Annotated in this window: 18 protein-coding genes; 13 read left to right on the top strand and 5 right to left on the bottom strand. The window is 27.9% G+C overall.

The features are described 5' to 3' along the window. Positions 1-8 precede the first annotated feature (8 nt). Genes flhA through QIA00_RS01310 form a run of 8 tightly spaced genes read left to right on the top strand, consistent with a single transcriptional unit; the run spans position 9 to position 8,881 of the window. Positions 9-2,102, top strand: a complete 2,094-nt coding sequence (gene flhA / locus QIA00_RS01345) for a flagellar biosynthesis protein FlhA (RefSeq protein ID WP_316257025.1) — start codon at positions 9-11, stop codon at positions 2,100-2,102. 3 nt (positions 2,103-2,105) lie between these two features. Further along, the gene (flhF, locus tag QIA00_RS01340) at positions 2,106-3,272 is read left to right on the top strand and encodes a flagellar biosynthesis GTPase FlhF (protein WP_301427090.1); all 1,167 of its coding nucleotides are present in this window, start codon (positions 2,106-2,108) and stop codon (positions 3,270-3,272) included. Positions 3,273-3,283: 11 nt separating this feature from the next. Beyond that, on the top strand, positions 3,284-4,171 hold the full coding sequence (locus tag QIA00_RS01335; RefSeq protein WP_316257022.1) for a MinD/ParA family protein: 888 nt from the start codon (positions 3,284-3,286) through the stop codon (positions 4,169-4,171). 6 nt (positions 4,172-4,177) lie between these two features. Then, positions 4,178-4,657 (top strand): hypothetical protein, encoded by a 480-nt coding sequence (locus tag QIA00_RS01330; protein ID WP_316257020.1) that lies wholly within the window; start codon positions 4,178-4,180, stop codon positions 4,655-4,657. A gap of 2 nt (positions 4,658-4,659) precedes the next feature. Further along, complete coding sequence (locus tag QIA00_RS01325) at positions 4,660-6,564, top strand: FapA family protein (protein WP_316257018.1); 1,905 nt, start codon at positions 4,660-4,662, stop codon at positions 6,562-6,564. A gap of 26 nt (positions 6,565-6,590) precedes the next feature. After that, positions 6,591-6,893, top strand: coding sequence for a hypothetical protein (locus QIA00_RS01320; RefSeq protein WP_316257016.1), 303 nt, complete (start codon positions 6,591-6,593; stop codon positions 6,891-6,893). Positions 6,894-6,912: 19 nt separating this feature from the next. Beyond that, positions 6,913-7,434: a DUF6115 domain-containing protein gene (locus QIA00_RS01315; RefSeq protein ID WP_316257015.1), complete on the top strand. Its 522-nt coding sequence runs from the start codon at positions 6,913-6,915 to the stop codon at positions 7,432-7,434. Continuing rightward, positions 7,412-8,881: an Hsp70 family protein gene (locus tag QIA00_RS01310; protein WP_316257014.1), complete on the top strand. Its 1,470-nt coding sequence runs from the start codon at positions 7,412-7,414 to the stop codon at positions 8,879-8,881. Before QIA00_RS01315 ends, QIA00_RS01310 begins: the two co-directional genes overlap by 23 nt. A gap of 26 nt (positions 8,882-8,907) precedes the next feature. Here the strand turns inward: QIA00_RS01310 and lepB are convergent, their stop codons facing one another. Beyond that, the gene (gene lepB, locus QIA00_RS01305) at positions 8,908-9,414 is read right to left on the bottom strand and encodes a signal peptidase I (RefSeq protein WP_316257013.1); all 507 of its coding nucleotides are present in this window, start codon (positions 9,412-9,414) and stop codon (positions 8,908-8,910) included. 62 nt (positions 9,415-9,476) lie between these two features. On the opposite strand from lepB, the gene QIA00_RS01300 reads away from it, so the two are divergent. Beyond that, the gene (locus tag QIA00_RS01300) at positions 9,477-10,730 is read left to right on the top strand and encodes a peptidoglycan DD-metalloendopeptidase family protein (protein WP_316257012.1); all 1,254 of its coding nucleotides are present in this window, start codon (positions 9,477-9,479) and stop codon (positions 10,728-10,730) included. A 5-nt stretch (positions 10,731-10,735) separates the two neighbouring features. Here QIA00_RS01300 and QIA00_RS01295 read toward each other — a convergent pair whose 3' ends face one another. Then, entirely contained in the window at positions 10,736-12,118 is a 1,383-nt protein-coding gene (locus QIA00_RS01295; RefSeq protein WP_316257010.1) for a tetratricopeptide repeat protein, read from the bottom strand. A gap of 206 nt (positions 12,119-12,324) precedes the next feature. Here QIA00_RS01295 and QIA00_RS01290 point away from each other — a divergent pair, with 206 nt between their 5' ends. Genes QIA00_RS01290 through QIA00_RS01275 form a run of 4 tightly spaced genes read left to right on the top strand, consistent with a single transcriptional unit; the run spans position 12,325 to position 18,655 of the window. Continuing rightward, positions 12,325-13,335, top strand: coding sequence for a hypothetical protein (locus QIA00_RS01290; RefSeq protein WP_316257009.1), 1,011 nt, complete (start codon positions 12,325-12,327; stop codon positions 13,333-13,335). Further along, the gene (locus tag QIA00_RS01285) at positions 13,328-15,481 is read left to right on the top strand and encodes a flagellar assembly lytic transglycosylase (protein WP_316257651.1); all 2,154 of its coding nucleotides are present in this window, start codon (positions 13,328-13,330) and stop codon (positions 15,479-15,481) included. The genes QIA00_RS01290 and QIA00_RS01285 overlap by 8 nt, the downstream gene beginning before the upstream one ends. A gap of 13 nt (positions 15,482-15,494) precedes the next feature. Continuing rightward, positions 15,495-16,295: an undecaprenyl-diphosphate phosphatase gene (locus tag QIA00_RS01280; protein ID WP_316257008.1), complete on the top strand. Its 801-nt coding sequence runs from the start codon at positions 15,495-15,497 to the stop codon at positions 16,293-16,295. Continuing rightward, positions 16,292-18,655 carry a DNA translocase FtsK gene (locus tag QIA00_RS01275; protein WP_316257006.1) on the top strand — a complete coding sequence of 788 codons (2,364 nt, stop codon included), beginning with the start codon at positions 16,292-16,294 and terminating at the stop codon, positions 18,653-18,655. The genes QIA00_RS01280 and QIA00_RS01275 overlap by 4 nt, the downstream gene beginning before the upstream one ends. Positions 18,656-18,690: 35 nt before the next feature. On the opposite strand, the gene rpsU is transcribed toward QIA00_RS01275, so the two are convergent. From rpsU to recJ, 3 genes are read right to left on the bottom strand one after another with little or no spacing between them, the layout of a single operon-like run. Then, a complete protein-coding gene (gene rpsU, locus QIA00_RS01270) occupies positions 18,691-18,900 on the bottom strand; it encodes a 30S ribosomal protein S21 (protein WP_002656880.1) in 210 nt (69 codons plus the stop codon). A gap of 14 nt (positions 18,901-18,914) precedes the next feature. Continuing rightward, complete coding sequence (locus QIA00_RS01265) at positions 18,915-19,859, bottom strand: M23 family metallopeptidase (RefSeq protein ID WP_316257005.1); 945 nt, start codon at positions 19,857-19,859, stop codon at positions 18,915-18,917. Next, positions 19,852-21,978: a single-stranded-DNA-specific exonuclease RecJ gene (recJ, locus tag QIA00_RS01260; RefSeq protein ID WP_316257004.1), complete on the bottom strand. Its 2,127-nt coding sequence runs from the start codon at positions 21,976-21,978 to the stop codon at positions 19,852-19,854. The genes QIA00_RS01265 and recJ overlap by 8 nt, the downstream gene beginning before the upstream one ends. Between the last annotated feature and the right edge of the window lie 189 nt (positions 21,979-22,167).

Genomic DNA, 22,167 nt, shown 5'->3' with positions numbered 1-22,167 from the left:
AGGTTCTATTGTTGGATGCTAGAAAAAATTCTATATTAAGGTATTTGGGACTTAATAATAAGTCTGATTTAATAATTTCGGTCGGCTTGATATTTGTTGTTGCTGGATTTATTTTGCCCCTTCCTGCAGTTATTTTGGATGTTTTAATTACTGTTAATTTAGTAATAAGTCTTTTAATTATTTTAATTGTTCTTTATTCTAAGAGATCTCTGGATTTCTCTGTTTTTCCCACATTGCTGCTTGTGATGACTATTTTTGGACTCGTTCTTAATATTTCTTCTACTAGATTGATTTTAACCAAAGGTATAAATTTTGATGGACAAATGATAAGAACATTTGGAACATTTGTTGTGGGTAGTTCTGGAATTCAAGGACTTGTTATTGGATTTATAATATTTATAATAATTATTGCTGTTCAATTTATTGTAATTACCAAGGGAGCAACAAGGGTAGCTGAAGTTGCAGCTCGGTTTGCTCTTGATGCACTTCCTGGTAAGCAAATGGCCATTGATTCTGCCTACAGTTCTGGAAATTTAACAGAAGAAGAGGCTACAAGGCAAAAAAACGATTTACAATCAGAAGTAAATTTTTATGGTGCAATGGATGGAGCTTCTAAATTTGTATCAGGAAACGTTAAGGTTGGATTTTTAATAACCCTTATAAATATTCTTGGTGGTTTGTTAGTGGGAATAACTTTGCAAGGTCTTAATTTTAACCAAGCCCTTAATAATTATGTTTCCTTGACAGTTGGTGATGGGCTTGTGTCTCAATTGCCATCTCTTTTAATTTCAACGGCTACAGGCTTGATTGTTACTAGGTCGATTTCAAAAAATAGTTTTGGTGGCGAGATTTTTGAGCAATTCACAAATCATTTAGGAATTTATTGGATTGTTTCTGGATTTTTATTTTTTTTAGCTTTTCTTCCTGGATTTCCAACCCTAATTCTTATGTTTTTAAGTTTGTCAATTGCATTTTTAGCTTATTCTCTTTCAGGAATAAAACAAAAAGAAGAAATAGATAGAAAAATGAAACTTGAAGAAGAGCAAGCGTCAATTTATTCAGACAAAGATGTTGCTCCTGTTGTTCCGCTTGATCCACTAGCTCTTGAAATTGGATATAATCTTGTTCCAATAGTTGATGATACAAAAACCTCCGAACTGCTTGATCGCATTGTTAAGATAAGGCGTGAGATTGCATTTGAATTTGGAATAGTTGTGCCCAAGATTAGAATAGTTGATAATATGCGACTTGAACCCAATGCTTATTCTTTTAAACTAAGAGGAGTTGAAGTTGGGCGAGGTGAGATTAAGCTTGGTAAATTTTTGGTGATAAATGTTGGAATTGATTCTGGAATAGATGGAGATCTTGTTAAAGATCCTTCGTTTGGACTTCCTTCTCTTTGGGTAAATGATGATGGTCGAGAAACTGCTGAAAAATTAGGATATACTGTTGTAGACCCTCCTTCGATTATTGCTACTCATATGACAGAACTTATTAAAAGACATTCTTACGAAATTTTGACTCGTCAAGATGTTCAAAATACTCTTGATGCTTTTAAAAAAGATTATGGAGCTATTGTTGAAGAGGTCCTCAAGAATTTTTCAGTTGGAGAGATTCAAAGGGTTTTACAAGGACTTTTAAAAGAGCAGGTTTCAATTCGCAATTTGGTTACAATTTTTGAAACAATTGCAGATTTTACAAGTATTACTAAGGATATATTTTTCTTGATTGAAAAATGCAGGCAATCAGTTGGAAGGCAAATAACTAGTGGGTATTTAGATTTAAATTCTGAGCTTAATGTAATAACTTTAAACCCCAGTTTTGAGCAAATAATAATTGATTCTCGTGTAGAATCCAATCACGATCTTATAAGTTCAATTGATCCTAATTTAAAAACCAAATTTATTTATGAACTTTTCAAAATTGTAAACGAAGTTCAAGCAGAAGGATTTTATCCGGTTGTTCTCTCAAGCGAATCGTCAAGGCCCATAATAAAAGTGATAACAAGTAGAGAGATTCCAGATCTTGTTGTGATGTCTGTTTTAGAGGTTCCCCAAAATATTAAAGTTAATGTTCTTAAAACAGTAGAGGTTGAAGAATAATATATGGTTCAATATTTTACAGAAAAAGGTCCAACTTATAATGAAGTCATAGAAATAATTAAGAAAAAATATGGTAAGAATGCTAGGGTTATGACTTATAAAACCGTTCCTCATGGAGGGATTTTGGGTTTATTTAGCAAAGATTGGGTTGAAGTTTCAGGCTATGTTAGATATGACATTGGTAGCCAGCAGATTAATGTTGAAGATGAAAAGCGAAAGATTCTTCAAAGTATTAAAAGAGAAGAAAATTCTTCAATTGAAGATGTGCTTAAAGAAGTTAAGTCTCTTAAAACAGAGCTTGCTAATAAAAAAGAAAATATTAATCATCCAACAATTACAAAAATTGAAGACATTTTAAGAGAAAATGATTTTTCTGAAAATTATATTAAAGATATTAATGAGTTTATTAAGAGAGAATTTAGCTTGTCAGATCTTGATGATTATGAGAGGGTTAGAGAGGATGTTGTTTTATATATTGCAAAGACAATTAAATGTTCAGGATCTATTATTGATGATCTTAAGAAAAGGGTTTTTATTTTAGTTGGTCCAACAGGTGTTGGAAAAACTACCACAATTGCAAAACTTGCAGCAATTTATGGTATTAATGGAGAATCTAAGAGTTTAAATATTAAAATTATTACTATTGATAATTATCGTATTGGAGCTAAAAAACAAATTCAAACTTATGGCGATATTATGGGGATTCCTGTTAGAGCAATTGAGTCTTTTAAAGATTTAAAAGATGAAATTACTGATTCAAAGGATTTCGATCTTATACTTGTTGATACAATTGGCAAAAGTCCTAAAGATTTCATGAAGCTTGCTGAGATGAAGGAACTTCTTAATGCTTGTGGAAGAGATGCCGAATTTCATTTGGCTGTCAGCTCTACCACAAAAACATCAGATGTCAAAGAAATATTTCACCAATTCTCTCCTTTTAATTATAAAACTGTTATTTTTACCAAAGTGGATGAAACCACTTGTGTTGGAAATTTGATAAGTTTGATTTATGAAATGAAAAAAGTAGTTTCTTATGTTACAGATGGGCAAATTGTTCCTCATAATATCAGTGTTGCAGAACCACTTACTTTTATTAGAAGAATAAATGGCTACAGAATAAGCGATGATTCAGAGTTTATTAAGAAGATAAAAAGTAAATCTTATTATTAAGGAAAGTTATAATGGAAGATCAAGCTCAAAGTTTAAGAGATATGATGAGATTAAATGGTAAATTTAATTTTTCGGTTGATGAGAAAGTTCAAAATAGTAAAACAAGATTTATCGCTGTTAGTAGTGGTAAAGGCGGTGTTGGTAAAAGTAATATTGCAATTGGACTTGCTCTTAAATATTCTGAGCTTGGCAAAAAGGTATTAATACTTGATGCTGATATTGGAATGGCTAATGTTAATATTTTGCTTGGAGTTATCCCCAAGTATAGTATATATCATATGATTGCTCAAAGTCGTGATATCAGAGAGGTAATAACAAAGACAGAGTACAATATTGATCTTTTAGCCGGTGCTTCTGGTACAATGGAGCTTTTAGATCTCTCTGATGTTGATGTTAATAAATTTATAAAAGAATTATTAAAAATATATGAATATGATATAGTTGTAATAGATACTAGTGCTGGAATTTCAAGGCAAGTCATTTCGTTTTTGCTTTCTAGTGACGATGTTGTTATTGTTACAACTCCAGAGCCTACTTCGATTACCGATGCTTATGGAATAATAAAGGTTTTGTCTTATAAGATGGAGAATTTAAAAAATTTAAGACTTATTGTTAATAGAGTAGCTAATGTTAGCGAGGCCAAGGGAGTTGCTAAGAAGGTTATAGATATTTCAGGGCAATTTTTAAATTTAAATATTGATTATTTGGGGCATATTTATGAGGATCAAAACATTAGAAGTTCTGTTTTTAAGCAAAAACCTTTTGTTTTGGTAAATCCAAATAGTAAAGCTAGTTATTGTCTTGATTCTATTGTTGCTACCCTTGAAGAGGTTTCTCTAGATAACATAAAAAGAAGAGGGGTTATAGGTTTTATATTAAGATTTTTTGGTGTGGAATAAGGCATTATGTTTTTAAGCAGGGAATTAAAGTATATTTTATTAGCTAGTGTGTCAGCACTGTTTATTTCAGCAGCTTTGGGCTTGCTTTGTGGTTTATCATTTTTTACAGTCTTAATGAGATCTTTGTTACAGTTTATATTTTTTTTTATTATTGGGCTTTTAATTGAGTATATCTATAAGAAATATTTATTTAACCTTTTTTCAACAGAAATGTCTGGAGATATGGAAAATAAGTTTCAAAATGATAAGAAGAGTGATAAGGATTTTAAAGAGAATCTTGATTTTCAAAATAAAAATTCTTTTTATGATAATTCTCAAAGTAGCGGTGGTAGTGTTGATATTATAGAAGAGATTAAAAATTATAAGTTTGATACAGAAAACATAAGTGGGCGGAGTGACAAAAATAAAAAAATATCATTTATTGAAGACAATGATCCAAAAGTTGTTGCAGATGCTATTAAAACTTTAATGAGCAAGAAGGAATAAATATGGATGATGGGGTTATAAATTTTTCTAAACTTTGTGATAAGATGAGATCTTATTTGGAAAGAGAAAATCATGTTGATTTGATGGAAATAGAAGCAGATACCCTTGAAGAAGCCTTAAATGATGCTTCTTTGGAGCTTTCGGTACCTTATAAAGAATTAGACTATGAGATTTTGTTAAAGGGCAGTAATGGCATATTGGGATATGGAAAGAAAAAATGGAAAATAGTTGCCTATAGGAATTCTTCTAGTAAGCCTAAAGTGTCTCTTGATTCAAAAAATGATTCAGGAGGACAAGAAATTATTTCATCAGATGGCGAATTTTTTATAAGGAAATCTTCAAAAGGTGTATTTCTAAAGGTTATCTCACCAAAAGGACAAGGAATTCCTATTAAGTATCAAGATGTTCTTTTTAAATTAGAATTACATAGCAATATTGAAAATTTCAATAAAGACATTGTGAAAGGTATAGTTGAGAATGCTAGTGGATATTATGAAAAAATTGCCGATTTTGAATCTGATCCTTCTGAAAATGTTACAATGATGGTTCAAATATCAGAAAATTCAATGTCAGTTACCATTGAATTTACCGCGCCCGGAATTAATGGAGCTGAAATTTTTGCCCAAGATATTTTCAATATCCTTAGAAAATATGGAGTAATAGATATTGCAATACTTAAGGATAAAGTAGCAAAATTTGTGGATTATCCTGTTTATGGCGAGCCTATTGAACTTGCAAGAGGGTTGGATCCAGTAAAGGGCAATGATTCTTATATTGATTTTATTGTTGATGAAAATAATAGGCTTGGTGAGTATGAGGTTTCAAGCATAGGATTTAGAAATGTAATTGAGGGCGAGGAGTTGGCCAGAATTATTCCTTTTAGCAAAGGTGTAGATGGTTATACCGTTTTTGGCAAAGTGTTAAAGTCGGAAAGTGGTCAGGATATTAATTTTATTTTGGGTGAGAATACTTTTAGAGATGGTTATAAAATTCGAGCAAAATGTAATGGATATATGTCTGTTTCAGATGGGGTAATATCTGTTCATAATATTTATTTAGTCAAGGGTGATGTTGGTCCTGCTACTGGGGATATAGTAAATAATGGAATGGTTCTTGTGCAAGGTAATGTTTTAGATGGATACAATATTATGGCTAAAAGTGGAATAGAAGTGAAAGGATTGGTGGGGCGGTGCAATTTAAAAACGGATGGTTCTATTATTTTTCATAGTGGTGTAAATGGTAAGGGCGATTCTAAAATTTATGCGCGGGGTAATGTTAGGGCTAAGTTTTTAGAAAATGTTACTTTAAATTGTGGTGGGGAAGTTGAAGTTTTAAGAGGTATTGTGAATTCTTCAGTTTCTTCTAAAAAAAGGGTTCTTTGTATTGGTAAAAAATCAAAAATAGTTGGTTCTAATGTTTGTGCTAAAGAAGAGGTCAGGGCTTATTCTATAGGTTCTGATAGAAGTTGTGAAACTTGCATTGATGTTGGCTATGATCCTGAAATCAAAGATTTACTAACTAGGTTTACTAGTCATCTTGAAAAGATTGAAAAGCGATTAGAAGTTTTAACCAAAGATATTGTTGCTTTAAAAAAGAATATCGTGCTTATTGCAGATAAATCAGAAAAATCTTTAAAGATTGATAGTTACAATGAATTTGTTAATGAGAGTAAAATTCTTAGAATGGAAATAAAAATGATAGGGGCTAAGCGAATTGATTTGCAAAATGAGCTTGAAAATACTAAGATAGAGGGTAAAGTCTCTGTTGAAAATATAGCTTGTTCAGGTGTTAAACTTTATATTAATAATGCTTTTTATGAACTTTCAAAAGATTATAGCAACGTCACTTTTATAGAGGATGATAATTATATTAAAGTTATGACCTATATTCCTTTTAATTCTAGGTGAATGATCTTTAATATAAGGATTTGTATATGGACACATTTGAAGTTTTTAAAATATCTGTTGTTGGATCTTTTAAAGCTAGACAGTTTTTAAGTGAAAGTGAAAATCGTAAAAGATTAAAAATTAATCAAAATGCTAGATTTAGATTTTTAAGAGATTGTCATACTGATTCTGAGGTTAGTAATGTATTTTCAGTTAATAAAGTCGAGGATAATTATTTGCTTTCGTTTCCAGTTAAAAAAAATAAGAATGAAGAGAAGGTAATGCTTAGTTTATATTCTGATAAATTTGAAGATCCTAAAATTGGCAAAAATGTTAATATTAAGAGATAAAATGTTTTAAGGCTTTTATATGTTTATTGTTTTTTATCTTATTTTAATTATATTTATTTTTATATATTTTCATGTGTATATTAATTTGAAAATGAAATCTAATAGCATACTTAGAAAGTTCAAAAGTGAGGTAGATAAAACAATTATTGAAATTAATCAGGCTACGGATAGAAATATAAATATTATTGAAATAAAAATTGAAAGTTTAAATAGAATCATTAAAGAGGTTGACGAGAGAATTGAAATTCTTGATCAAAGGTTGTTAGGGTTTAACAATAGCTCTATTCCTGGGAATAGTCCTTCTAGTTTTGGATCTAAAAGTGATGGAATTTATAAAAGCAATTTGGATTATTCTATGCCTACTATTGAAAAAAATATAATAAAAGAAAGTTATAATGTTCGTAATCAGATTATTTTACTTCATGAACAAGGTATGTCTTTTGAAGCTATTGCTAAAAAGTTTAAGTTAGATTTAGGTGAGGTTGAGTTGATTATTTCAATACATAGGGGAGGTATTCATGAAAAAATGGATAGGTATTGATCTTGGAACCACAAATACTGTGGCCTCGTATTTTGATGTTAGTTCTAAAATAATATTAAATGAAAGGGGTGAGCGAATAACCCCTTCTATTGTTTCTTTCTCAGATAAGGATGTTCTTGTTGGAAGTGCCGCTAAAAATCAAATATTAGTTAATCCTCAAAAAACATTTTATGATTTTAAGACCAATATAGGTTCTGATAATTTTTATAAAGTAGATGGTGAATTTTATAAAGCAGAATATATTTCAGCACATTTGCTCTCTAGTATTAAAAGGAACGCTGAAAAATTTTTAGATGAAGAGATTGAAAATGCTGTAATAACGGTCCCTGCATATTTTTCTGAGATTCAAAGAAGATGTGTTGTTGAGGCTGCAAATTTTGCTGGTTTGAATTGTAAGGCCATACTTAATGAACCAACCGCAGCTGCTATTGCCTATGCCTTTGAAAGACAGATTGATGGAATTTTTCTTATTTATGATCTTGGAGGTGGAACTTTTGATGTAACTCTTATGGAAAAACAAGACGACACTTATACTGTTCTTTCGGTTAAAGGGCAAAGTCGACTTGGAGGTAATGACTTTAATAAAATCATTGAAAAACGTGTTTTAGATAGTTTTAAAAATGAATATCCTGATTTTAATCTAGAAGATATTTTCCTTCTAGAACAGTTAAGAGAGCGAATTGAAGAGAGTAAAAAAAACTTATCTATTATGGAAGAGGTCGACATTACTTTGCTTTTCCTTGATGGCAAGCATTTAAATTATAAGCTTAAAAGGGATGAATTTAATTCAATGATAAGTGAATATATTGACAAAACTATTCAGTTGTCTATGGAATGTATTGCTGATTCTGGGGTTGATATTAGTAGTGTTTCAAAAATCATACTTTCTGGCGGTTCAACAAGGATTCCTTTGATTGAAAAAGTTTTAAAGGAATCTTTTCCTTCGGTTTCAATTTTAGATGCTTTAAATCAAGATGAAGTTGTAGCTATTGGTGCAGGTATTCATGCTTTTAGTCTTTCTAGAAATGACCCTGTTATCAAGTTTAAGGATGTGACTCCCTATTCTCTTGGACTTGAGATAAAGGATAATAAATTTTTTACTTTAATAGAGAGAAATACCGCTTTACCAATTTCTAGGAGTAAACTATTTACGACTACCAATGATTATCAAGATGAAATTGAGATTCACATACTTCAAGGTGAATATAAAAAAGCCTCTTTGAATTATTCTATAGGTAGGTTTTCCTTTGGTAATATTCAAAAAGCTTTAAAAGGAATTCCCAAAATAGAGGTACTTTTTACCTTAAATGAAAGTGGTATTTTGAGTGTTAATGCTAAAGATTTAGAGACCAATTCTTCTAATTTTATTGAAATAAAAATTACAAGTTCATCTGACAATGTAGCAAAAGAAAGTCTTTCAAACACTTTTACAAGTATTATTGATTAAAAACTCAAAGCAGCAAAGATATTTTTTTAAAAGTAATAAATTATTTTTCCCAATATATTATCAATTTTTATGAATCCATAATCTCTTGAGTCTAATGAGATCTGTTTGTTTTCTCCTATAACTAAATAGTGGTCTTTGGGAATTTTTTTAGTATTTTCCTTTAAAATATTTTCATCTATTTTAAAGTTTAAATCATGTATGCAAATTTTATTTTTTTCTATTTGTTTAAATTTTTCTCCCGGAATTGCAAAAATTTTTTTAATGGCAATTTTGTTTGTTATAGGATCTTTAATAAGTACCATTTCATTTTTTTTGGGGTTTTTCCATAATAAAAGGTATTTTTTATGCTTTTTAAGCCTAAGTCCATATGCAAATTTGTGATTTACAATCCAATTTTTTTCAAATATTGTTGGGGTCATTGATTCGCCTTTTACTATGTAAAATGATAAGAATAACTTTATTAAGGTTATTAAAAATAAGCAAGCTGCTAAAATTGATGCTAGTTCATATTTGTGAGCTTTAAATATTCTCATAACTTTTTAAACTACGCTTTCATTCAAATGCAATTTTCTATTGTATAATGAAATGGCATGTTATGATTATACCAAAAAAAAAGCAAAGGATAGAAAAACGTAAAAAAAATTTTTTATTCAATAGCAAAAAGAGTGTTAATTTTGAATTAAAAGATTTTGCAAATATTTCTAATATTGGCAAAAGAAGAAAAAAAGTTTTTAAGATTAAGAACTTCTTTAAAAAAAAAATCAATTTTTTTAAAAAAGTTTCTTTATTTTTCTATAAGCTTAAAATACAAAATATTAATCATTATGAATATAAATATTATTATAAGAGCTTAAGAGAGAAAGTTTTTGATATCTTTAGTGTAAAATTTGATTATAAGTTTGTTTTTAAGCTTAATGCAATAATCTTTATTTTTATATTAACATTTTATATTAACATTTTTTCTTATTATGGTTCGTATGTTTTTTTGAATAGGCTTTCTTTGCCTAAAGATTATTTTATTGATACATTTTTATATTATAGCGATCAAGATATAGCTCAAATTAGTAGCTATTTGCCTGAATCTAATGTTTCTGCAAATGTTTCTGGATTTAAAAAAAATTTTGTATTAAAGGTGTTTGATCATAAAATTAAGCCTGGAGAAACGCTTTCACATGTTGCAGCTAGATATCAAATAACCAGTGAAACCTTGATTTCTTTTAATGAAATTAAAGATGTAAGAAATATTAAGCCAAATTCAATTATTAAGGTTCCTAATATGAAAGGAATTGTTTATGTTGTTAAAAAAAATGACTCTATTTCATCTATAGCCAGTGCTTACAATGTTCCTAAGGTTGATATTTTAGATTCTAATAATCTTGATAATGAAGTTTTATTCTTAGGGCAAAAGTTGTTTATTCCCGGAGGAAGATTGCCCAAAGATTTTTTAAAAGAGGTTTTAGGAGAAACTTTTATATATCCTGTGCAGGGCGTTATTACTTCAGGATATGGTTATCGACCAGATCCGTTTACACGAGTTATTAGTTTTCACAACGGGATAGATATTGCAAATTCAGCTAATACCCCTATTAAAGCTTCAAGAGAAGGCATTGTTGTAACCGTGGGATTTAATGCGGGAGGGTATGGGAAATATATTGTTATTTCTCATAGCAACGGATTTCAAACTTTATATGCTCATTTAAATTCTTTTGCCGTTAAGGTTGGAAAAAAAGTTTCAAGGGGGGCGGTAATAGGTTATATGGGAAGCACTGGCTATAGTACGGGCAACCATCTGCATTTTACCATTTTTAAGAATGGCAAAACTGAAAATCCTATGAAATATTTAAGATAATGTTTTTATGTGTATTTAGATATGTTAATTTTTTTAAGTATTTGAGTTAGTTTTTTGCCTTCTACTAGGTCAATAAGTCTTCCTTCAATCATTTGTTTGGCCTTTAAAGAGAATTTTGATGGAGCAATGCATAGTCCTTTTATTTTATTTTCTTTTATTTTTGAAATGAAATCTTTTAAGAATAATTCACCAAAAGTATCTTGTTCAGTTCTTACAAACCGCACTATTAAATTTTCTTCCCACTGATTGTTGGCTAAGTGAAAGTTTATATCAATAAATTGTGTTGTTATTTCGTTTATTTTAGAATCTCTTATTTGAAATTTATTTAAATATAGTTTTAAAATAATTTCATTTGCTATTTTTTCAAAATTTTCTTTTGAGCTGCGCAAATATATTCTTAGAGCTATGTTTTCGTTTAACCTTTTGCTAAATTCCAATTTTTCTTTAATATTTTTATAATTTGGATCAATCTCTTCAACTTTGGTAAAAGCTTCTGTAGCTTTTTGATAATTTTCAACAGAGATTTGAAGTTCTCCAAGATTATAAAACAATTCAAGAAAAGTTTTTTTAGGTAAGTCAGGTTTTATTTTTATTATTTCTTTAATATTTTGTTCTAATTTTTCTAATTCTTTATTTTTTGAATGAATCTCAGATGTAATCAATAAAGCCTCATAAATCATTCCGTCTTTTTGTTTTATTTTATTGGCAATCTCTAGTGCTAGATGGTCTTGGTTCATTTTTAACAAAGACTTAGCATATGCCAAAAGAGCTTCAATGTCTCCTTGTATGTTTTTTTTTATACTATTAAATATTATAACAGCTTGTCTGTAGCTTTCTAGATAAAATAAAGTTATTCCCAGGTGTTTTAGGATATCTTTATTGTTTTTATTAAAATTGTGGACTTTTTTAAGATAGTATAGAGCTTCTTTATACATTTCGTTTTTTAAGAATGCTATACCAAGATAATAATTTGCATCTTCATCTGTTTTTTTTATCATAAAAGCTTTTCTTAAATATTCTAAGGCTTCTCTGTTAAAATTTCTTTTAAGATTATAAAATCCATAGCTTAAAAAAGCTTTAAATGTGTTTATTTCTTGGTTTATTGGGTTGTCTTCTATTAATTGGCATAATTTTTTTGCATATTTTATGCCATTTTCATGGTCTTTATTTTTATAGTAGTAATTATTTAAAATTTCAAGGGCACTTATTTCGTTTGGATTTGTTTTTAATAGGGAAATTGCTCTTTCGATTAATTTTCTTGTTCTCTCATCATCTTTTTTGATTTTCCCCATGGTTTTACCTATTGTAAGCTTTAATGCTATTTTAAAAAATAAAAATACTAAAATAAAAACTGTCAATGAAGAGATTACTATAAATAGTGATAACACTTGTATTGCTCCTAAGTTAAAAATATCCCATTAATTTGCATCATCATAATTACCTTTAATAAAAGTTATTTACTTAAAATAAAAGTAATTTGTAAGTTGAATATCACATTATTTATATTATATTATAGTTATAATAATAATGATAACTATAATTAGTGCATAAGTTAGGTTTCAATAAAATTAACAAAGCAAAGAGGTTATGATTTTTGAAAGGGTTTTTAGCGATAAAATTATCTAATAATGAGTATTATTCGGTTTTAAATTTAGATGATAGTTCTGTTAAGAGAATAATATTGGGCAAGGTTGCAGGCGATACCAGTATTAAGTTGAATTTTTATGTTAGTGAATATGAAGATTTTTCAGATCCTTTTTTAGTTGGTTCTTTTTTCTTGGATAATTTAAAAAAGGAAAGCTTGAGCGTTAATGTTTATTTTAAAGTTATGGATGAAATACTTTATGTTTATAGTGAATCTGATGGGATTCAAGATAAATCGAAATTTGATTTAAGTCTTGTAGATTTTAATCAAAAATTTAAAGGATCTAATAGGGATAACTCTTTAAATGATTTTAAAAGTGACATTAGCAATGATTTGTCTGTTGAAAATTTAGGTTCTGAATTTGATTTGAATTTTGAAGAGAAAGATGATTTTGTTAAAAAAGATGTTTCTGATATGGTGCCTACTGTTAATTCTTTAGATCTAAAAACCGAAGAAGACCAAAAAATTGAGACAAATGATTCGAATTTTGAAAGTTTTGATGATAATGATGAGGATAGCTATGTTGATTCTAAAACGCTTAATTTAGAAAATAAAAAAGTTGAATATGTTGATGAAAAGTCTTTAAATCTTAATAATTTTGATCTTCAAAAATTAGAAGAATCTTCTTTAGAAGAGGAAGATCTGCATGATTTAAGTGTCGAAGACATTATTGCAGACATTGACAAAGATTTAGTAGATACCTCAGATGAAGATGTTGAACTAGATCTTAGAGAAGATTTTGAGAATGATATGGTGAAAAACAACTTTAAATTAAATTCAAGTGAGGAGATGGTTCATTCTCCCATGTTGTATTTGAGTCTAATTTCTCTTTTTCTTTTGATATTTTTTTCTTTGTTTTTAGTTTTTTCAAAAATTTTAAAACCTAGAGATTTTGTTTCATATTGCTTTGAATATGATAAAAATAGAATTGAGAGATATGAAAAAGATCAATATGTTTAATAGAAGTTCTTGTGTATTACAAAATTTTCTTTTTCTTTTTTTATTTTTCAGTTTAGTTTCTTGCTTTGCAAAAAAAGAAATCTCAGGCCTTAATTTTATTAAGGCACATTCAAAAGAGTTTGATTTAAAGAATTTGAATTGGTTATGGAATTTTGATTATTCAAAAAAAAATTTTGATAAGCATTTTAATATAGATCCAAGTTCTTATATATATGTTGCTTATTTATTTAAGAAAATAGGATTTGAAGAGAAATTTGTAGAGTATATGAAAAAGGCTATAGCTAATGGGGATAGTATTGCATCTCAGTTTGCTGGAATTAAGCTTATTGAATATTTTAACTCAATAAAAGAGTATTTTGCATCTGAATTGATTGGAGAGAGACTTTATAAAAAATACGAAAATAATAAATTTATTATACTGGGATACTTTAAAAGTCTTTATTGGCAAAAGAAAAACGATAAGGCCCTTAGTCTTTTAAATAAGCTTGATAAGATGAAATTTTCTGATTATCAGGAAAATGAAAATATTTTATTAAAAGCAGCTCTTTATCTTAATCTTTCTAATGTAAGTGAATCAAAAATTTATTTTAATGAACTTTTTGAGAATTTACCTGCAAATTCTTTGCATGTAAGAGCTTATGATTATTTTATTATTGAAAATAAGTCTAAGTACTTTGGTACAAATTTTTTAAATCTTGTCAGATTTAAGTATGAAATGGCAAATGGTAATTTTAATAGTGCAATAAATATATTAAATAAAAATGGCTTAAATGATTATTATGACAATAATATTGTATTAAGTGATATTTATAAGGCTTTTATTAGTTCTGGCAAAATTTCAAATGCTTTAACATTTTTTAGCAAAATAAGGAGTAAATATAAAAATTATTATTTAGGTATTCTAAATCTTAGAGAAAAAAATAATTTAGGACTTCTTCTTTTAAAGGAATATCTTGAAGGTTTAAATCTTAATAATGAGATTAACAGGCTTGATTTGCTTAATAATGCTTTTAGCAATTTAATTTTTACCAAGAGTGCAAGGGATTATTTTGCTGAAAGTATAGCCAAGTTTTATACTGAGAGCGATAAAAAAAATTCTACGTTTATTAAGATTTTAGAAGAATATATTTTGGAATCAATTCAGCTTGAAGACTATGGCAATCTTTATAAGCTTTATTTTAATGCTCAAAAAGTTATTTCTAATTCTATTTTGTCCAAACTTGCTTTTATTAATGCAAGGCTTATATATCATAAATTAATTAAACCTAATGTAAGCGGAGAATACAAGAGTCTTTTGAATTCTGCTGTTAATTATGATAAATGGTCTTATTCTTCATTTATGAGTAGGTACTTATTAGATCAAAATATTGATGAATTTTTTACAGGTAGTTCTGATATTAAGTATGAGCAATCTGATTATGAGATTTTTTTGGAGGGGTTTTTAAAATTTAATCTTTGTAATTATGTTAGAGGGTTTATTTCTGAGGATTTTAGGAATGGATATAAATTTTCACTTGATTTTTATCGAAAAGTATACGATGAACTTTTAAAGAGTGAAAATTATTACGATGCAACTCTTGTGATTAATTATCTTGTAAATCAAGATGAATCTGCTTTAACGGAAAATGATTATAAAAGGCTTTATCCTTATTTGTATGGATCTTTAGTAGAATATTGGGCTAAAAGGCGAGGACTTGAAACCAGCGTTGTATTTTCTTTAATAAAAGCAGAGAGCAGCTTTGAGAAAAATGCGGTCTCAAAACCCGGTGCTGTTGGCCTTATGCAGGTTATGCCATCAACGGCAAATGATATTTCTAAAGAACTTAAGTATTTTAATTATGATTTAAAGAGTCCAAAAGATAATATAATAATTGGAACATATTATTTGAAAAAAAGAATATCCACAACTGGCAGCCTTTATAAGGCTCTTGCGTCTTACAATGGGGGTATTGGTAATGTTAGAAAGTGGGAAAAAAGTTATGAACATTTGCCAAAAGAGCTTTTTATTGAGGCAATTCCTTTCAGTCAGACTAGAAATTATATTAAAAAAATATTAGTTTATTCGGTATTTTATGACGCTTTGTATGAAAAGAAGGGAATAGATTCGGTAATAGTTAAAATTATGGGCGAATTTCCCAAAAATTAATATGGAGCATTTAATGACAAATATTTTAAGTGCAATTATTTTGGGTATTATTCAAGGCATTACAGAGTTTTTACCAATATCTAGTTCGGGACATTTATTACTTTTTAGGCATTTTATAAATTTAAAACTTTCAATAATATTTGATATTTATTTGCATCTTGCAACAGTTCTAGTTATTATTATTTACTATCGTAAAAGGATTTTAGAGCTTTTTTTAACTTTTATTAGATTCTCTTTAAGAAAAACTATTAAATCCGATTTAATAAATTTAAAATTAATATTGCTAATACTAATAATAACCATTGTTACTGGAGTTGTTGGGACTTTTATTTCAAAATATGAGAGAATGTTTACATTACCTTTCGTTTTAATTAATTTTATTATAACAGGGATTTTAATCTTGATGTTGGAATTGAATTTTTTAAAAATTGATTTTAAAGGTAATATTTTGTTAGCAGGAATTTTTATAGGGCTTATGCAAGGCCTAGGTGCTCTTCCAGGAATCTCTCGTTCAGGAATTACAATTTTTTCAGCGTCGGTTATTGGATTTAATAGAAAAAATGCATTTGAAATTTCATTTTTATCTTTAATCCCTATAGTTTTTGGAGCAATTTTATTAAAACATAAAGAATTTTATGATATTTTTATGATTTTAAATTTTTTTGAAATAAACTTAGGAGCATTGGTTGCTTTTGTTGTTGGTATTTTCTCAATAAATTTTTTTTTAAAAATGCTTAATAACAAAAAACTATATTATTTTTCGATATATTTATTTGCACTTTCAATTATAGTTTGTTATTTTTTTAGAATATGAAAGATTTTTATCAGTATTTTCAATTTTTGTTTTTTTTTATGCTTTCTGTTATTTCTTTTTCTCTTTTTGTAGCATTAACCCCTTTGAGCAATGTGTTTATATTTTTTGTTTTCAATCTATTAGGACAAATACTTCTTAATGTTTTTTCATTTTTATCATTTTATTTAATAGTATATCCAATTGTTAATTGGTATGCCTATAAAAAACATATTTTTACTAAACGATTTATATTTAATTGGAATTATACCGTAATATTGTTTTTTACTTTAATATTTTTAATAAAAATTAATTCTAATGTTGAAAAATCTTATTTTATTAAGATATTTCTTATTAATTTTGGTATAGTATTGGGAAATTTTTTTATTTTTACTCTTTTGATTTTAGAATTTGTTGTGTGGATTTACTTAAATTATGTCTTTTTTAAGGATGTTAATTTTATTTTAGATACTTTTAAATTTTTAGAGTTTAAGATTAAAATTTTGTTTGAAAACATCTTAAGTTATTTCCCCTTTTCAAATTCATTGGATATAAAAAAAGATATTAAAGTTTATGGAGATCCTGTAGATGATTCTAAAGATTCTCAAGTTTTTGATGAGAAGAAGAATATTATTAATGATGAAGAATATCAAGCTTTATGGTCATTTAGTGCTTTTTTAAGAAACAATAAAAAACCTTCCAATATTAATTTAGACAAAACTGTTTTTGAAGGCTCAGATCTCGAAGAAAAAAGTCCTTTAAATAAGGATGCTTTAAATGAAAATGCTTTAAATTCAGATGAAAATGCAGATGAAATTGATGAGTCTTGTGAGTATAAATATTTAGACAATCTTGAGGATAATAAGTTAATTATTAGCGGAAAGGTTAAAGCCTGTGATATAAGGGCTAAGGGCATAATTAGTCAAGTTGCTATTCCTCATGTTTATAGCGAAAATGTAGCTTTGAATAAAAAAAGCGATTCTTATGTTATTGATATTTCAGTTTTTGATCAGAAAGAGATTAAAAATGATGTAGAGGATATTGAATATGATAAAGAAATTCAAAAGCAATCAACGATTCTCCAGGAGACATTAAAAGAGTTTAATATTAATGCCAAATTAATTGATATTATTAAAGGCCCTGTTGTTACAATGTATGCTGTTCGTCCTGATAAGGGAATTAAGCTTTCTAAGATTACTTCTATTTCTGATAATATTGCCTTAAGGCTTGCTGCTATTAGGGTTAGGATTATTGCTCCAATTCCTGGCAGAGAAGCTGTAGGAATTGAAATTCCTAATAAAAGGCGTGAGTTTATTTTGATTTCAGAGATAATAGACAGCAAGGAATTTAGAGGTGATTTTAGAATTCCTTTTGCCCTTGGAAAGGAGATTAGTGGTGAAAATATTGTTTTTGACCTTGTTAATTCTCCGCATTTATTAATAGCTGGCGCAACTGGGGCAGGTAAATCTGTTTGTGTGAACTCTTTAATTGCTTCAATTATTTTTTCAAAATCTCCAGATGAAGTGAAATTGATTATGATAGATCCCAAAATAGTTGAGCTTAAACTTTTCAATGATATTCCCCATTTATTAACTCCAGTTATTACAGATGTAAAAAGAGCTTTAGAGGCTCTTAGATGGTGTCTTGATGAAATGGAGAGAAGATATGTCCTTCTTGATAATTTATTAGTAAGAGATATTTCTTCTTATAATAAAAAAATAAAAGATGAAAATTTAAATTTAATGATTTTACCATACCTTGTAATAATTATTGATGAATTTGCAGATCTTATTCTTTCTGCAAGAAAAGATTTGGAAAATTTAATTTCTAGACTTGCTGCAATGGCTAGAGCTGTGGGAATTCATTTGGTTCTTGCGACCCAAAGACCTTCGGTTGACGTTATTACGGGAGTAATAAAAGCCAATTTTCCTTCTAGGATTTCTTTCATGGTAGCTAGCTCTATGGATTCAAGAATAATTCTTGGATCTTCTGGGGCTGAAAAGCTTTTGGGAAAGGGGGATATGCTTTATATTAGTTCTTTAAATCCTTTTCCACAAAGAATTCAGGGTGGATTTTTAAAAGAAAGAGAAGTTTACAGGCTTGTTGAAGAGGTTAAAAAATTTGGTTCTCCAAATTATATTGATGATGAAATATTTATTGATAGTGTAAAAGAGCCAGATTTAGTTGCTCTTGGACCTTCTGATGAACCAATGTTTGATGAAGCTCTTGAAATTGTTAAAGCCACAAGAAAAGCCTCAGCATCTTATCTGCAAAGAAGGTTGAAGATAGGTTACAATAGAGCAGCCAGAATTATTGAAATCATGGAAGATATGGGATATGTAGGACCTGTTAATGGATCAAAACCAAGAGAGGTATTGATTTAAAATAAAGAGATATCCATTTGAACATCTCTTGCGATCTATCTATTAGTTTTTTGTTTTAATTTTCTTACTTTTTTTGCCTGTTTTCTTTTAAAAGCTTTTTCCTTTTTTACACGTATTGTGGATGGTTTTTCATAGTACTCTCTTCTTTTCCATTCGCGAATAATTGCTTCTTTTTCAATCATTCTTTTAAAACGTTTCAATGCTTTTTCAAGATTTTCATTTTTGTCCACAGTGACTGTTACCAAAAAATCACCTCCTTTTACTCTATTCTTTTAATATTATTTATTATTTTATTTTTGTCAATAAGCATGCCATTTAAAAGAAAATCTGGGTTTATTGCTATACCATTAATTCTTACTTCGAAGTGTAAATGAGGGCCTGTTGAAAGACCCGTATTTCCAGTATGTCCAATATATTCTCCAGTACTAACTATTTTATTTTCACTTATTCCCAATTTTGAAAGGTGAAGATAAATTGTAAATACTCCCGGTAAATGTTGTATTATAAGGGTATTGCCCGTTAGCTCTCTATTTTTTGCAAACACAACTTTTCCTTTGCCAGCAGCAAAAATTGGAGTATTTTCTTTTTTAAATGGAGCATAATCAATCCCATTGTGCATTGTATAATTTGAAATTTTTTTGCCATCTTGCATGTAAAGCCTTAAATCTCCATATTGGCTTGTTACAATGTATTGATCTTTTATTGGTTTAACTAAATTATCATAGTGATATATTGTTGTGTCTCCTGTATTGCCAATAATATTCCACAAAACTAAAGCTTGTTCTTTTTGTTTTGTTGATTTTTTTTGGGTGATAAGCTTGGCTTTTTCTTTATTAAAACTAATTTTTGTTCTTTTGAAGTTAAATTTTTTTATTTCTATTTCTTTGGTGTAGCTTTTATTTTTGAATTCTATTTGAATTTTTCTTTTGCCCTCTTTTATCATTGGTGTAATTCCTATGAATGCTATATAGTAAGTTTTGCTTCCTACTGTAAATTTAAATGGAGAAGAGCTTATTATTGGATTTTTACTTGTGCTTAAAAGTGATAATCTTTTAAAGATTTGATTACTTGCAAAGTATATGTAATCTCCTTGAAATGCCTCTTTTTTATATTGAACTTTGGGGATAGTATCTATTATTTCTGAATTTATATTTTCTATTCCTAGAATACACAATACAAGTAGGGCTTTTTGTATTCTATGCATTGATTTGAGCACTCTTTTTTATGTCTATGATTTTCAAAATTTTTTCTCTAGGATAATAAAAATCTTCATTAACTGTAAAAATGATGTCTAAATATTGATCTTCTTTTATTTCCAATTCTTCTATTTTTTTTGTTCCGTTAAAAAAAATAGCTTTATAGTAATCGTTTTGTGATTTAATTCGCATATTTATATGTTTTGAACTATGATTTTTGTCAATTATTTTGAGTTCCTGAAGGTAAACGTTTTTCATCATTAATATCGGCTCTCTAAATTCATAGCCATAAGGTTCAAATATTTCTATTGTTTTGAAAAGAGAATCTTTTGTTAAATTCTTTGGAAGAATAGCATCTATTAGTATTGATTCGTTTTCATCAGTAGCTTCGTATTCAACTTTTGTAGTTGCATATTCTAATTCTTTAATAAAGTCTTCGAGTAAATTTTCATGCAGTGTAAATCCAGCTGCAGCTTTATGCCCTCCTGAATTTATTACTAAACGGGAAGGTATTATTGATATTAGTGTTTTTGAATTGATTTTATTGTTTGATCTAATTGATCCTTTAATAATATTATCTTGCTTTGTTAAAAAAATAGCAACTTTTTGGTAGTAAGAAGAAAGTCTAGTTGCAATTCTAGAACTTATTCCTTTTGGAGTATTTTTATCATAGCAAACTATGAATTTATCGTTTTTAAAAATAGTATTTTTATTATGCGAATTCCAAGCTTTTTCTTCTTTGTATTTTCTCAGTTCGTTGATTTCTTTTATTTCTTTAAATTTGTTCTCTATTTGATTAATATCGTTAGTTAGTAAAAAATTTATTGCAATATCTGCTTTTTCAAGTCTTCCTGTTGAGTTTAGTATTGGTGCAATTTTATATGCAATATCCATTGAAGTTATATTTGGTTTTGTTAATATGTTTGCATCTTTTAATAGATAATTAATAGACATTCTCTCTCTTAGAGCAATTTCTTTAAGCCCTACTTTTAGGATTATTCTATTTTCATTAATAATGGGCATATTGTCCGCTATTGTTCCTATTGCAACAAAACTAAGTCTTTTTAGGCATTTTTGGAGCAAGTTTTTATTAGTTTCAAAAATTATGTTGTAAAATATGTAGTAAAGCTTGTCTTTCATTTCAACTTTTTTATATTTGAAATATTTGGTTGCTTGGATTAAGTCCGCTAATGTTTTTTTTCTAAAATTTGGATATTTTTTTATAAAATTTTCACTAATATCAATTGTGTTTATGTTTATATTTCTTGCTAAGTGTTTATTTAATAATTGATCTTGATCTTCTTTATTAAAGATTGCTATGCATTTGTTTTGTACGAATTTTTCTAGTTTGTTTGAGTTGATTAAGGGGTCATTTTTATTATTTAATCTTAGATATTGTTTGAGAATATAGTTGTTTATTTCTATTGCATGAAGAATAATTTCATTTTTTGTTTTTTCTAAAAATAAAAATACAAGGTTTTTAGAATAAAATTCTGTAAAGGACATGCTAAGAGCAAGGCAAGTTTTAAAGCTTACACAACAGCCTGCTATTTCTTTGAATGGATATTTGTCATCTTTTAGGTGAGGATTTATAACTATGCTTTCAGTTTTAAAATCCTCGCTTGGAAGATGGTGGTCTGTTATTATTATTTCTATTCCTTTTAAATTTGCATAGTTTATTTCTTCAATACTAGAAATACCATTATCAACAGTTACGATTAAAGATATTTTTTTTTCTAAAGCTGTGTTGATTAATTCGTTTGAAAGTCCATAAAATTCTCCATTTGAAGGTATTTTGTAGCTCACATTAAGTCCAAAATCTTTAAGAGTTTCATACATTATTATTGTTGCTGTGATTCCATCAGCATCTTTATCTCCAAAGATTAATATGTTTTCATTATTTTTTAATGCTTTATTAATTCTTTTTATAAATTTATCTATATTTTTCAATAAAAATGGGTTGTGTAATAAATTGACGCTGTCTTCAAGGAAAAACATGAAATCTTCTTCTTTGATTTCTCTTTTTATAAGTAAACTTGTCTGAAGGGTATTGATATTGTATTGCTTGGCAACTCGAGTTAATTCTTGGGTTTGTATATTAGTTTCTTTTTGTTTCCAAATCTTCATTTACTTCTCTAGAATTTACTTTTAATCTATTTTTCAAGGATTATTCTTTACTAACTTCACCATAGATTAATTAATTTTAAGTAGTAGTCATTATGTTTATTGTTGAATGGTATATTTTTAGTGAATTGTGATTTTCATCATAATCCAAATTTATAGGCATAATTTTAACTGTTAAAATTCTCATTTTAT

Origin of the sequence: Borreliella americana (genome assembly GCF_032595795.2) — a bacterium.
GTDB classification, from domain to species: Bacteria; Spirochaetota; Spirochaetia; order Borreliales; family Borreliaceae; genus Borreliella; species Borreliella americana.
The sequence above is the reverse complement of the archived record's forward strand: the minus strand, read 5'-3'. Positions and strand labels throughout refer to the sequence as shown.